Annotated in this window: 17 protein-coding genes; 15 read left to right on the forward strand and 2 right to left on the reverse strand. The window is 69.6% G+C overall.

Annotated elements, in window-relative coordinates; translation table 11 throughout:
• Positions 1–9 precede the first annotated feature (9 nt).
• Positions 10–552, forward strand: coding sequence for an MOSC domain-containing protein (locus AC1DSA_RS15670; protein WP_477890760.1), 543 nt, complete (start codon positions 10–12; stop codon positions 550–552).
• Between the two features lie 137 nt (positions 553–689).
• Entirely contained in the window at positions 690–1,136 is a 447-nt protein-coding gene (locus AC1DSA_RS15675) for a hypothetical protein (protein ID WP_477890762.1), read from the forward strand.
• Between the two features lie 27 nt (positions 1,137–1,163).
• Here AC1DSA_RS15675 and AC1DSA_RS15680 read toward each other — a convergent pair whose 3' ends face one another.
• Positions 1,164–2,453, reverse strand: a complete 1,290-nt coding sequence (locus AC1DSA_RS15680; RefSeq protein ID WP_477890799.1) for a sensor histidine kinase — start codon at positions 2,451–2,453, stop codon at positions 1,164–1,166.
• On the opposite strand from AC1DSA_RS15680, the gene AC1DSA_RS15685 reads away from it, so the two are divergent.
• The 9 genes from AC1DSA_RS15685 to AC1DSA_RS15725 all read left to right on the forward strand — a co-directional run bounded on the left by AC1DSA_RS15685 (position 2,443) and on the right by AC1DSA_RS15725 (position 9,508).
• A complete protein-coding gene (locus tag AC1DSA_RS15685) occupies positions 2,443–2,862 on the forward strand; it encodes a rhodanese-like domain-containing protein (RefSeq protein ID WP_477890764.1) in 420 nt (139 codons plus the stop codon). The two genes, AC1DSA_RS15680 and AC1DSA_RS15685, sit on opposite strands and share 11 nt — an antisense overlap.
• The gene (locus AC1DSA_RS15690) at positions 2,859–3,269 is read left to right on the forward strand and encodes a YchJ family protein (RefSeq protein WP_477890766.1); all 411 of its coding nucleotides are present in this window, start codon (positions 2,859–2,861) and stop codon (positions 3,267–3,269) included. Before AC1DSA_RS15685 ends, AC1DSA_RS15690 begins: the two co-directional genes overlap by 4 nt.
• A complete protein-coding gene (locus tag AC1DSA_RS15695; protein WP_477890768.1) occupies positions 3,266–3,931 on the forward strand; it encodes an HAD family hydrolase in 666 nt (221 codons plus the stop codon). The genes AC1DSA_RS15690 and AC1DSA_RS15695 overlap by 4 nt, the downstream gene beginning before the upstream one ends.
• An 89-nt stretch (positions 3,932–4,020) precedes the next feature.
• Entirely contained in the window at positions 4,021–4,872 is an 852-nt protein-coding gene (locus AC1DSA_RS15700) for an STAS domain-containing protein (RefSeq protein WP_477890770.1), read from the forward strand.
• Between the two features lie 10 nt (positions 4,873–4,882).
• Positions 4,883–5,257, forward strand: coding sequence for an STAS domain-containing protein (locus tag AC1DSA_RS15705; protein WP_477890772.1), 375 nt, complete (start codon positions 4,883–4,885; stop codon positions 5,255–5,257).
• Complete coding sequence (locus AC1DSA_RS15710) at positions 5,247–5,654, forward strand: anti-sigma regulatory factor (RefSeq protein WP_477890774.1); 408 nt, start codon at positions 5,247–5,249, stop codon at positions 5,652–5,654. The genes AC1DSA_RS15705 and AC1DSA_RS15710 overlap by 11 nt, the downstream gene beginning before the upstream one ends.
• On the forward strand, positions 5,651–6,655 hold the full coding sequence (locus AC1DSA_RS15715) for an ATP-binding protein (protein WP_477890801.1): 1,005 nt from the start codon (positions 5,651–5,653) through the stop codon (positions 6,653–6,655). The genes AC1DSA_RS15710 and AC1DSA_RS15715 overlap by 4 nt, the downstream gene beginning before the upstream one ends.
• Position 6,656: 1 nt before the next feature.
• Entirely contained in the window at positions 6,657–7,523 is an 867-nt protein-coding gene (locus AC1DSA_RS15720) for a sensor histidine kinase (protein ID WP_477890776.1), read from the forward strand.
• Entirely contained in the window at positions 7,520–9,508 is a 1,989-nt protein-coding gene (locus tag AC1DSA_RS15725) for a hybrid sensor histidine kinase/response regulator (protein WP_477890778.1), read from the forward strand. Before AC1DSA_RS15720 ends, AC1DSA_RS15725 begins: the two co-directional genes overlap by 4 nt.
• 220 nt (positions 9,509–9,728) lie before the next feature.
• Here AC1DSA_RS15725 and AC1DSA_RS15730 read toward each other — a convergent pair whose 3' ends face one another.
• The gene (locus AC1DSA_RS15730) at positions 9,729–9,920 is read right to left on the reverse strand and encodes a DUF3606 domain-containing protein (protein WP_477890779.1); all 192 of its coding nucleotides are present in this window, start codon (positions 9,918–9,920) and stop codon (positions 9,729–9,731) included.
• Between the two features lie 168 nt (positions 9,921–10,088).
• Here AC1DSA_RS15730 and AC1DSA_RS15735 point away from each other — a divergent pair, with 168 nt between their 5' ends.
• The 4 genes from AC1DSA_RS15735 to thiD all read left to right on the forward strand — a co-directional run.
• On the forward strand, positions 10,089–10,562 hold the full coding sequence (locus AC1DSA_RS15735; protein ID WP_477890781.1) for an FKBP-type peptidyl-prolyl cis-trans isomerase: 474 nt from the start codon (positions 10,089–10,091) through the stop codon (positions 10,560–10,562).
• The gene (locus tag AC1DSA_RS15740; RefSeq protein WP_477890803.1) at positions 10,562–11,194 is read left to right on the forward strand and encodes a glutathione S-transferase family protein; all 633 of its coding nucleotides are present in this window, start codon (positions 10,562–10,564) and stop codon (positions 11,192–11,194) included. The genes AC1DSA_RS15735 and AC1DSA_RS15740 overlap by 1 nt, the downstream gene beginning before the upstream one ends.
• A 4-nt stretch (positions 11,195–11,198) precedes the next feature.
• On the forward strand, positions 11,199–11,975 hold the full coding sequence (locus tag AC1DSA_RS15745; RefSeq protein ID WP_477890783.1) for an SDR family NAD(P)-dependent oxidoreductase: 777 nt from the start codon (positions 11,199–11,201) through the stop codon (positions 11,973–11,975).
• Positions 11,976–12,189: 214 nt separating this feature from the next.
• On the forward strand, positions 12,190–12,979 hold a 790-nt coding region (gene thiD / locus AC1DSA_RS15750; protein ID WP_477890785.1), incomplete at its 3' end, for a bifunctional hydroxymethylpyrimidine kinase/phosphomethylpyrimidine kinase.

Consider the following 12,979-nt stretch of genomic DNA (forward strand, 5'->3'; position numbering starts at 1 on the left):
TCGCTCGCGATGAGTCCCCACGTCGTAGCGGTCAGTGCAAGCCCGGTACACGCTTTCACGAAAGGCCCGGCCACGCAGATCCGGCTGCTCGCCGGCCTGGGCGTCGAGGGCGACGCCCACTGCGGCGTGACGGTGCAGCATCGCTCGCGGGTGGCTCGCGACCCGACGCAGCCCAACCTGCGGCAGGTCCATCTGATCCATGGTGAGCTGTTCGAGGAGCTGGCCGCCCAAGGCTTCGACGTGGCGCCTGGCCGGCTCGGAGAGAACATCACCACCCGCGATCTCGCCCTGCTGGCCCTGCCGGCCGGCACGCAACTGCTGCTCGGCGCGTCCGCCATCGTGCAACTCACCGGCTTGCGCAATCCTTGCGCGCAACTCGACCAGTTCCAGCCAGGCCTCATGGCGGCGGTGCTCGGCCGCACGCCCGAGGGAAAGCTGGTGCGGAAGGCCGGCGTGATGGGCGTTGTCATCGCGGGCGGTGCCGTGCGTCCGGGGGATCCGATCGCGGTCCGGCTACCCGCACGTCCGTACCGGGAACTGGAGCCGGTCTAGGAGGTTGCCCGCTGCGGCGGCGGGCCGACTTTTGCCGCACATCAACGATTGCGCGCGCCCTGCGCATTCTCCCAAGTCATTCATGCTGCACTGCACCATACGCCCCCTAGAATCCCGCCGCACAGGGGAACTGCCACATGAAGAAGAACAAGTGGTGGGGAGTGAAGGTGGCCGCCATGTGCGCGCTCGCCTCGCTTCTCGGGGCGGGCTCCGTGGGCGATGCCCATGGGGCGTACAGCGATTGCGCGATGTGCCACCTGGATCCGCCTCCGGATTCCGGGGCCAAGGACTACTTCGATTACTTCGTCCCGCCCGAGCGGCGGCATCCGACGGGCGTGGCCTATCCCGGCGCGCAGGACCCGGATTTCTTCCGGCCGACCGCGGTAACCGGAGACGTCGCCTTCTTCGACCGGAACGGCAATGGCGTCGCCGACCTGGACGAGGTGCAGCTGTTCGGAACCAGCGGGATGCTCGAATGCGCTTCCTGCCATCGCGAGCATGGCGACACACCGCCGCCCGCGCAGCCGCACATGTACCTTCGCGTCGCCTCCGACTTGCTGTGCCTGGTCTGCCACCGGATCTGACCCCGGCGGCAATTCACTCCCCCTCAGTCAGAAGGCGGTCGGGACGCGCAGCGTGAAGACGCAGCCGACGCCCGGCTGGTCGCGCACGCTCAGCTTGCCGCCGTCGGCCTCGACGCTGCGCCGGGCAATCGACAAGCCGAGGCCCAGGCCCGAGCGGTTCGGGTCATGCTGCGCGAAAGGCTTGAACAAGGCGTCCGCCGTGCCGGCGGGAAGCCCGCCGCACTGGTCGGTGACGTCGATGTCCACTTCGTTCTCGCCGGGGCGCGTGCTCAGGGTCACCAGGGTGCCGGGTCGCGTGAACTTGAAGGCGTTCTGCAGGATGTTGCCGAGCGCTGCCAGCAGCAAGGAGCGATTGCCGGTGATCTCGAGGGCCGGGTCCACCGGCGCCACCTCGAAGCTGGCCCCTTTTCCCTCCGCATAAAGCCGCGCCGACTCCCCCGCCTCGGCGATGAAGCCGGCGAGCGCGAAGTTGCGCGTCGACACCGCAGCGCCCTGGCGGACCTCGTCCAGCGCCACGCTGATCAGGTGCTTCATGTTCTGGATGCTTCGCTTCAGGACCCCGCCGGTGGCGCCGGAGACCGAGAGCTGGCTTTGCTCCAGGGCAGCCATCGCCAGCGAAGCCGTGATCAGCGCGTTGCGCAACTCGTGCACCAGGAAGCCCAGGCGCTCGTTGAACACGTCGGCTTGCTGCTGGGCGAGCGAGGCATCGCGCTGGAAACTGAACTCCGTCACCGCCCCGGCGATCGCGTTGTCCAGGCAGCGATTGAGCGTCCTGAATTCCTGGACGCCGAAAGGCGCATCGCGCTCCACGGCCAGGTCGGTGATGGCCTGGCACAGGTCGCCATAGTCGTGGACGACCTGGTCGATGGAGAACCCCAGCGCCAGCAGCTCGCGGCCATGCGCGATGGCACTCACGCCCATTTCCGAGAGCGAACTCGCGTCGCCCCCTGACGAACCGGAGATCCTCACGCTTTCGACGGCCTCCCCGCCTTCCTCGGCCCGCAGCGTTCGTTCGAGCTGCCCCAGGAAGATCGGGATGCCGTGTTTCAGTTGTTCGGGAGTGGCCGCACGGGTCGGCCGGCGCGCGACCTTCGCCTTGCAGCGTTCGATCAGTTCGGCGCGGTTGTTGGCCAAGAATGCATGCATCATGCGATTGGCCTCCAAAGACACCACGGTACGCCCTTGTTGAGCCAAAAGCTTGGGAAAAGAGGGGCGTGTCGTTACCAGCTGTACGATCGGGTTTCCCGCATGCCGCAGCGGAAAAGCGGCGGCAGCGCGCCGAAGACGAACAGGAGAGAAGTCACCCATGCCGATCACCAAGGGCTTCCGCGCCCTCGTCGACGAAGCCATGGCGCAGGTCAAGACCTACTCGGTGGCGCAGGTGCGCGACCGCCTGGGCCAGCCGGACCTGCTGGTCGTCGACATCCGCGACGTGCGGGAACTGCAGGCGGAGGGCACCGTGCCCGGGAGCTACCACGCGCCGCGCGGCATGCTGGAGTTCTGGGTCGATCCGGCCTCGCCCTACTTCAAGAAGGTGTTCGCGGACGAGCGCAAGGAACTGGTGCTGTTCTGCGGCGCCGGCTGGCGCAGCGCGCTGGCGGCCAAGACGCTGCAGGACATGGGGCTGGCCAACGTGGCCCACATCGACGGCGGCTTCACCGAGTGGCTGCAGCAGGGCGCGCCCACCGAGACCCTGGAGGAGCGCAAGGCCAGGAAGCCCGCATGAGCGTCAGCGCCGACGGGGCCTGCCCCTGCGGACGCGTCGACGCGCGCAAGCGGCCGCTGGCCTTCGCGCGCTGCTGCGGCCCCTACCTGGCCGACTTCGCCCACACGGCCGCGCCCGACGCCGAGGCGCTCATGCGATCGCGCTACTGCGCCTTCGTGCTGGAGGACGCCGACTACCTGATGGCCACTTGGCACGGGTCCAGGCGGCCCCCCGACCTGGAGTTCGAAGCCGGAACGAAGTGGCTGGGGCTGGAGGTGCGCGATCACCGACTGGTCGATGAGACCCACGCCGAGGTGGAGTTCGTCGCGCGCTCGCGCCATGCCGGCCGCGCGCAACGGCTGCACGAGCGCAGCCGCTTCGTGCGCGAGGACGGCCGCTGGTATTACGTGGATGGAGACACGAAGTGAGATTCGACGCGGTGCTGTTCGACTGCGACGGCGTGCTGGTGGACAGCGAAGGCATCACCAACGGCGTGCTGCGCGACATGCTCGAAGAGCGCGGCTGGAATCTCAGCGCCCGGGAGTGCATGCGCATCTTCCTGGGCAAGGCGGTCAAGGACGAACGTGCGCTGATCGAACGGCACACCGGCCAGCCGCTGACGGAAGAATGGTTGGTGCATTTCCGCGAACGGCGCAACGAGGGGCTGCTCGCGGGCGTGCAGCCCATTGCCAATGCGGTGGCGGCGGTGGCGGCGATCAGCGATCGCTTTCAGGGCCGCATCGCCTGCTGCTCCGGCGCCGACCGCTGGAAGGTGGAGATGCAGCTGGCCAAGTGCGGGCTGCTGCCCTTCTTCGACGGCCGCATCTTCAGCGGCCACGAGATGCCGCGCTCCAAGCCGGCGCCGGACGTGTACCTCGCGGCCATGGAGCAGCTCGGCGCGCTGTCGCAGCGCTGCGCGGTGGTGGAGGACACGGTCACCGGCGTGACTGCGGGCATCGCCGCGGGCGCGACGGTCTTCGGCTACGGCCCGCCCGAGGCGGGCCACGACGTGCCGGCGGCACTGCGTGCGGCGGGCGCCTCGGTCATCTTCACGGACATGGCGGAACTGCCCCGGCTGCTGGAAGGATGAGCAGAGGCTGTCGGCCTTCTCCTACAAGGGGCAGCTCGACCGCACTCCCATAATGCCTGTCCCCCTCTTTTCCCTCCCGGCCGACAACCATGAATCCAGACAACGAGGCCGTGCTCCAGCTCCTGCGACAGCACGAAGAAGACATCCTGACGCAGTGGTTGCAGGAGGCCGGGTCGGCCTCCACGCGCATGAGCGATGCGGCCCGGAAATCGATGCGCGCAGAGGCCGAGGAGGTGCTGCACGGCCTGCGCGATGCGCTGCAGGCGGGGGCCGATCCCTCCCAGTTCCAGGCCCCGGGCTGGACCGCCGTGCGCCAGAGCCTGGAAACCCTGTCCCGCTCGCGCGCGGCGCAGGGCCAGTCCGCCGGCGACACCAGCGTGTTCGTGCTGGCCTTCAAGCGGCCGGTCTTCAACCTGGTGCAGAAGCACGTCCCCGCGGACCGGCAGATGGGCGTGGTGTGGGCCATGTCCACGGTGGTGGACCGCATGGCGCAGTGGACGGTGACCACCTACCAGCAGACGCGCGAAGAGATCATCAAGCGCCAGCAGCAGGACCTGCTGGAGCTGTCCACGCCCGTGATCAAGCTGTTCGAGGGCGTGCTGGCCGTGCCCATGATCGGCACGCTGGATTCCAGCCGCACGCAGGTTGTGATGGAGACGCTGCTGGAGCGCATCGTGGCGACCGGCTCGCGCCTGGCCATCATCGACATCACCGGCGTGCCCACCGTGGACACGCTGGTGGCGCAGCACCTGCTGAAGACGGTGAGCGCCATCCGCCTGATGGGCGCCGAATGCATCATCAGCGGCATCCGGCCGCAGATCGCGCAGACCATCGTCCACCTGGGCATCGACCTGCAGGGCATCGCGACCAAGGCCTCGCTGGCCGACGCGCTGTCGCTGGCGATGGAGCAGCAGGGCTTCGTGATCACCCGTTCCCGCTAGGCGCGCGGCGATGTACCGCATCCCGATCCTGCAGATGGGCAGCACCCTGCTGGTGACCATCCAGCTCGACATGCAGGACCAGATGGCGCTGGCCTTGCAGGACGACCTGGCCAACAAGATCGCCGACAGCGGCGCCAAGGGCGTCCTGATCGACATCTCGGCGCTGGAGATCGTCGACTCCTTCGTCGGCCGCATGCTGGCCAGCATCTCCGGCATCTCGCGCGTCCTGGACGCCACGACCGTCGTGGTGGGCATGCAGCCCGCCGTGGCGATCACGCTCGTGGAACTGGGCCTGTCCCTGGAAGGTGTGCGCACGGCGTTGAACGTCGAGCGCGGCATGGAACTCCTGCAGCAGCAACGGCGGGGGAACGGCCTTGGCCCCTGAAGGCAACTCCGGCTCACTGCCCCTGCGCGGCGAGGAAGACATCGTCGCCAGCCGCCAGAAGGTGCGCGCGCTCACCCAGCAATTGAAATTCAGCCTGGTCGACCAGACCAAGATGATCACGGCGGCCAGCGAGCTGTCGCGCAACACGGTCGTGCACGGCCACGGCGGCGAAATGCGCTGGGAATTGCTGGACGACGGGATCCGCCGCGGCCTGCGCCTGCATTTCGAGGACCAGGGCCCCGGCATCCCCGACCAGAAGCTCGCGCTCACCGACGGCTGGACGTCCGGCGGCGGCATGGGACTTGGCCTTCCCGGCAGCAAGCGGCTCGTGCAGGAGTTCGAACTGAAGTCGACCCCCGGCCAGGGCACCCGCGTGAGCATCACCCGGTGGAAATGATCGCCGGCAGCCACCACGCGGTCTTCCCCATGGGCGACCCCAGCCGCGTGGGCGAAGCCCGCCGGCACGCCGCGCAGCTCGCCGCCGACTGCGGACTGGACGACGTGGACGCGGGCCGGCTGGCCCTGGTGGTGACCGAACTGGCCACCAACCTCGTTCGCCATGCGCGGCACGGCCGTCTCTGGCTGTCCGCGCGCCCCGGGCGCAGCGAGGTGGAGGTGGTCGCCGTCGACGAAGGTCCCGGCATCCCGGACGTCGAGCGATCGCTGGGAGACGGCTTCTCCACCGCCGGCACGCCCGGCACCGGGCTGGGCGCCGTGCGGCGGCTGGCGCAGGACTTCGACCTGCACTCCACGGTGCCCGGGGGCACGGTGGTGGTGGCCCGCGTGCGCGCGGCCAGACTGCCCGGGCCGCGGGACGCCTTCCTGCCGGGCGCGGTCTCGCTGGCGGCGCCGGGCGAGAACGTGTGCGGCGATGACTGGGCCTTCGCCCTGGAGGGTGACCGCGCCTCGCTGGTGGTGGCCGACGGCCTCGGCCACGGTCCGGATGCGGCCGAAGCCGCGGCGGTGGCGCTGGAATCCTTCGCCGAGGACCCGTTCGCGTCGCCCCGGCAGTTGATGGAGCGCATCCACCAGGCCTTGCGGCGCACGCGCGGCGCCGCCGTGATGGCGCTGCAGGCGGACGCCGGCGCCGGCACCATCCGCAGCGCCGGCGCCGGCAACGTGATGGCGCGGCTGGTGTCGGGCGTGTCGGACCGCGCGCTGCTGTGCCAGCACGGCACCGCGGGGATCGCGATGCGCACGCCGGAAGAGATCACCACGCCCTGGCCGCCGCATGCGCTGCTGGTCGTGTACAGCGACGGGATCGAGTCCCGCTGGTCGGGCGGCGTGCTGGCGCCGGTGCTGGGGCGCGATCCCGTGCTTGCCGCGACGCTGCTCGCGCGCGACCATTGCCGTGGCCGCGACGACGCCACGGTCGCCGTGCTGCGGCGCAAGGACTGACATGCCCGATCCCACTCCCTCCCCCGACGCGCTGCAGGCGGCCCTGGAGGACAGCCGGCGCGAGGCGCACGAGCTGCGCGCGGAGCTGGAGGAGACCAACCGCGGCGTGCTGGCGCTCTACGCCGAACTCGATGCGCAGGCCGAGCAGCTGCGCGAGGCCACCGAGCTCAAGAGCCGCTTCCTCGCCTACATGAGCCACGAGTTCCGCACGCCGATCAACTCGATCCGCAGCATCACGCGGCTGCTGCTGGACCGGGTCGACGGGCCGCTCACCGAGGAGCAGGAAAAGCAGGTCTCCTTCGTGCAGCAGAACGCCACGGAATTTGCCGAGATGGTGGACGACCTGCTGGACCTGGCCAAGGTCGAAGCGGGGCGGGTCGAGATCTCGCCCGCGTGGTTCGAGATGGTGGACCTGTTCTCCGCGCTGCGCGGCATGTTCAAGCCGGTGCTGACCAACCCCGCCGTGAGCCTGGTGTTCGAGGAGCCGCACGACGTGCCCAAGCTCTATACGGACGACCGCAAGCTTTCGCAGATCCTGCGCAACTTCATCTCCAACGCGCTCAAGTTCACCCCCAAGGGCGAGGTGCGGGTGTCCGCCCGCTTCGAGGGCGACGGGATGGTGACCTTCTCGGTCACCGACACCGGCATCGGCATCTCGCCGGAGTTCCACGAATCCATCTTCCAGGACTTCTCGCAGGTGCAGTCGCCGCTGCAGAAACGCCTGCGCGGCACCGGCTTGGGCCTGTCGCTCAGCAAGCGGCTGGCCGAATTGCTCGGCGGCAGGGTCCGGCTGGACAGCGCGACCGGGCGCGGTTCGGTCTTTTCTGTCACCATCCCCGTGCAACTGCAGGGTGCCAAGCCTGAATGATCGACACGGATGTCATCAACGCCACCATCGACCGCTCGGTGCATACCGTGCTGGTGGTGGATGACAACCCGGCCACCCGGTATTCGACCGCGCGGGTGATTCGCGCCGCGGGCTTTCGCACCGCGGAGGCGGGCAGCGGCGGCGAGGCGCTGGAGCTGATCGCCCAGGGCGTGTCCGGCGTCGTGCTCGATGTGCACCTGCCCGACATCGACGGCTTCGAACTGTGCCGCATGATCCGCTCCAAGCCCGCCACGGCCTCTTTGCCGGTGGTCCACCTGTCCGCCGAGTACGTGCGCAGCGAGGACCGCGTCACCGGCCTCAATGCCGGCGCCGACGGCTACATGGTGCATCCCGTGGAGCCGGCGGTGCTGGTCGCAACGATGCAGGCGCTGATCCGCGCGCGCACCGCCGAGGACGAACTGCGCAAGAGCGAGCAGCGCTTCCGCGCGATCTACGACCAGGCGCAAAGCGGCATCGCGCTGCTGGACGGCGAGGGCCGTTTCGAGGACGTGAACCCGGCGATGCTGCGGATGCTGGGGCGCACGCGCGAGGAGATGGTCGGGCGCCCGCTGTCCGATTTCGTGCCGCCGGAGTGGAGGGCTTTCATCGGCGCGCAGATCGGCCGGCCCTCCGACGAGCACACGCCCTGGCGCGGCGAGTTCCCGCTGCTGGCCGCCGACGGACATCCGGTGCGGCTGGAATGGAACGTGTCCTCGCACGCGCAGCCGGGCGTGCGCATCGCGATCGCGCTGGACATCTCCGAGCGCTACGAACTGGAGCAGCGCCGGCGCGACCTGCTGGAGCGCGAGCAGGCGGCGCGCCGCTCGGCCGAGCGCCACAGCCGCACCAAGGACGACTTCATCGCGGTGCTGTCGCACGAGTTGCGCACGCCGCTGAACGCCATCATCGGCTGGGTGCACATCCTCAAGCGCCGCGGCAGCACGCCCGAGGGGACCAAGGGCCTGGACGCGATCGAGCGCAACGTGAAGACGCAGGCGCGCATCATCTCGGACATCCTCGACGTGTCGCGCATCAACTCCGGCAAGCTGCGTCTGGACCGCGAGTGGACCGACCCGGCGGACCTGGTGCTGAGCTCCATCGACGCGCTGTCGGGCAGCATCGACGAGAAGCGCATCCGGGTCGAGGCGACGGTGCAGGACGCGCGTGCGCCCGCCTACCTGGACCCGGCGCGCTTCCAGCAGATCTTCTGGAACCTGATGACCAACGCCGTCAAGTTCTCGCCCGAAGGTGGCCGCATCCTGGTCGGCCTGCAGCGCGCCGGGGATCGACTACGGCTGGAGGTGCGCGATTTCGGCCAGGGCATCAGCGCGGAGTTCCTGCCGCAGCTGTTCGACCGCTTCACGCAGAGCGACTCCCCCGGCAATCGCCGGCACGGCGGCCTGGGCCTGGGCATGTCCATCGTCAAGCACCTGGTGGACCTGCATGGCGGCGAAGTGAGCGCCACCAGCGAAGGCGCGGGCCGGGGCACGCTGGTGCACGTGGAGCTGCCGGTCGAGCCGCAGGGAGAGTCGGTGCTGCCTTCGGACGCGCCGGACACCGAGAGCGGGGCGGAGGACGTGGACAGCGCCGCCGTGCAGGGCCTGGACGTGCTGGTGGTGGAGGACGACCGCGAGGCCAGCGAGATGATGACCGTGGTGCTGTCCGACCGGGGAGCGCGCGTGCGCATCGCCGTCGACTACGACAGCGCTTTGCGTGCAGTGCAGCAGGCCTGGCCGGACGTGATGGTGAGCGACATCGGCCTGCCGGGGCGCGATGGCTACGAACTGGTGCGCAGCGTGCGCGAGCTGGAGCGCGAGCGCCACGCACCGCACCTGCAGGTGATCGCGCTGACGGCGTTCGCGCGCGCCGAGGACCGCGACAAGACGCTGGCCGCCGGCTTCGACCTGCACCTGAGCAAGCCGCTCAAGCCGCACCAGTTGCTGGAAGCCATCGCGCGATGCGCGCGCTCCGCCGCGGGAACGTGAGCGCCTACCGACCGGCCAGCCCGGCCGTGCGTCCCCTGAAGAATCTTTCGCGACTGCTTAAGCGTTGAGCACCGCAGTGCGGACCGCACCGGGCCTTGCGCCGCACGCTGAGCGACCGTTCAAATCGCGCATCTTGTCCACAGCGCCGGTGGATATCTCGCAGCGCCGCCGCCGCGAAAGCGCTTGACAGCCCGTCGGCCGCGGCGCAAGCGGGCGCGCTTCAGCGGTTCGGCTTGTCCTGGCTCAGGTACTCGCGCACCTTGTCGGCGCGGTCGCCCACGGCCTGCACCGCTTCCTTGATCCGCTCGGGCGTGGTGCCGAGGGACTTGGCCCAGTCGCGCAGCTCGTAGTCCTGGTGGATGTTGATGCGCTGGCGGTCCTGGCCCTGGGCGTTGCTCTTGTCGTCGGACATGCTGGATGCTCCCTTTTGGATGAGACAGCCGATCCTCGCGCCGCCCGCGGCCGCCCGCGCGTAGGAGCATGGCACGAGAGGCTGTGCGGCGCCTCCGGCGCGGCCCGGATGGCGCGCTCCGGCGATGGGGGAATAATGGTCCGCATCTGCCACCAACCCAGGGACTCCATGCGTTTCCTCTCCCATGCCTGGTCCGTCGTCGGACTCGCCTGCGTCGCCGCCTGCACGCCGCCCAGCAGCCCGCCCCCCAACCCGCCCCCGGGGGCGTCCAGCGTGCCGAACGCTGGCGCGCTGACCGGCACCGCCCGCGTCACCACTCCCAGCGGCATCATCTTCGAGTCCGTGCGGAACGGAACCGGTCCCTCGCCCAAGGCGACCGACACCGTCAAGGTCCACTACCGCGGCACCTTCCCCGACGGCCGCGAATTCGACAGCTCCTACAAGCGCGGCGAGCCCACGTCCTTCCCGCTCAACCGCGTGATCCCCTGCTGGACCGAGGCGGTGCAGCTGATGAAGCCGGGCGGCAAGGCGCGCATCACCTGCCCGCCGCAGCTGGCCTACGGCGAACGCGGGGCCGGCGGCGTGATCCCGCCCAACGCCACGCTGATGTTCGACATCGAACTGATCTCCATCGGAGGCTGATCGCCATGCTGACCTTCTATTACGCGCCGGGCACCTGCGCCCTGGCCTCGCACCTCGCGCTGGAATTCTCGGGCGCGCCTTACGAGGCCAAGCGGCTGGACTTCAAGCAGCAGCAACAGCGCACGCCGGAGTACCTGAAGATCAATCCGAAGGGCCGGGTGCCAGCGCTGGTGACCGAGCGCGGCGTGCTCACCGAAACGCCCGCGCTGCTGCAGTACATCGCGCAGGCCTTTCCGCAGGCCGCGCTGGCGCCGGTCGACGATCCCTTCCTGCTGGCCAAGGCCAACGAGTTCAACAGCTACCTGTGCTCCACCGTGCACGTGAACCACGCGCACAAGGGCCGCGGCTACCGCTGGGTGGAGCCGGACGACACCGCCGCCCTGGACGCCATGAAGAAGAAGGTGCCGCAGACCATGGCCGAGAGCTTCACGCTGATCGAGGAGCAGATGTTCAAGGGACCGTGGGTGCTGGGCGAGAAGTTCGGCACCAGCGACATGTACCTCTACACTCTCAGCCGCTGGCTGGAAGGCGATGGCGTGGACGTGCAGCGCTTCCCCCGGGTGGCCGACCACATGCGGCGGATGGCGGCGATTCCGCAGGTGCAGAAGATCGTCGCGCTGCACCAGGCCTGACGCCATGTACCAGCCATTCAACCTCGAGGGCCGCGGCGTCGTGGTGACCGGCGGCAACGGCGGCATCGGCTGGGGCATGGCGCGCGCGCTGCTGGCCGCCGGCGCCAACGTGGCGATCTGGGGCTCCAACCCGGAGAAGACCGAGCGCGCCAAGGCGTCGCTCGCGCAGGAATGCGGCGACGCCGCGCGCGTGCACGCCTTCGTGTGCGACGTCGGCGACGAGGCGCAGGTGGAACGCAGCTTCGCCGACTCGGTCGCGGCGCTCGGCCGCGTCGACAGCTGCTTCGCCAACGCCGGCGTGTCGGGCAAGGGCACGCTGCTCACCGAGATGACGCTGGAGGAGTTCCGGCGGGTGCAGCGGATCAACGTCGACGGGGTCTTCCTCACCTTGCGGGCCGCGGCGCGCCACATGGCGCAGCACGGCCGCGGCGGCTCGCTGGTCGCGACGGCCAGCACCGCGGCGGTGGAAGGCGCCGCACGGAACAGCCACTACGGCGCGTCCAAGGGCGCGGTCACCTCCTTCGTGCGGGCCCTGGCCGTGGAACTGGCGCGGCACAAGGTCCGCGTGAACTCCATCCTGCCGGGCTGGATCGTCACCGACATGACCGAGCGCTCGGTGCAGAACCCCAAGTTCGCCGAGGCGGTGCTGCCCCGGATCCCGGCGCGCCGCTGGGGCGAGATCGACGACTTCGGCGGGATCGCGGTGTTCCTGGCCAGCGACGCCTCGTCCTACACGACCGGGGAACAGTTCGTCATCGACGGGGGCTACACGAAGTTCTGATCCCTTGCACAAGTCGCAGGCGACTTTTGCAGGTGGCTGAGCCGGTGCGGGGAAGACCCTCGTGCCCCCTCTGTGTCACAATTCCCGCAGCTCCGGGGTGTACGCGACAGCGTGCTGAGATCCAGACCCGTGAACTTGAACCGGTTCAGACCGGCGGAAGGAGAGCTGCAGACCCGACCCATCCCGTGGCCGGGCGGCGACGCCTTCGGAGCACATGCACTTGCGCGAAGGAGTCCCCTTGCAGAGCACCGCCGCTTTCCGCTATCCCCGTGTCCTGTCCATCGCCGGTTCCGACTCGGGCGGTGGCGCCGGCATCCAGGCCGACCTCAAGACCTTCACCGCCCTCGGCTGCTTTGGCATGACCGCCATCACGGCGCTCACCGCGCAGAACACGCTGGGCGTGCGCTCCATCCATGCGGTGCCGACCCATATGCTCGCGGACCAGATCGACGCGGTGGTGGAGGACATCGGCGTCGACGCCGTGAAGATCGGCATGCTGCATTCGGCCGACACCGTGCGCACGGTCGCGGCGGCGCTGAAGCGGCATGGCCTGGGCCAGGTCGTGCTCGATCCCGTGATGATCGCCACCAGTGGCGCCAAGCTGATCGACGACGCGGCGATCGACGTGCTGGTGCGCGAGCTGTTCCCGCTGGCGGCGCTGGTCACGCCCAACCTGGACGAGGCCGCCCTGCTGGTGGGCCGGGCGCTGGCCAGTGAAGCCGACATGGAGGCCGCCGGGCGCAACCTGATCGAACGGGGTGCGAACGCGGTGCTGGTCAAGGGCGGCCATCTCGCCGGCGACACGGTCAGCGACCTGCTGCTGGCACGCGGCGCGCGGCCGGTGTGGATGCGCGCAGCGCGCATCGCGAGCCCGAACACGCACGGCACCGGCTGCACCTTGTCCAGCGCCATCGCCAGCCATCTCGCGCTGGGCGCCGACCTGTCCGAAGCGGTGGCCGGCGCCCGCGCGTTCGTGCGCGGCGCGCTCGACGCGGGCGCGCGCG

The sequence above is a fragment of the Ramlibacter sp. P4_H7 genome, assembly GCF_056400765.1.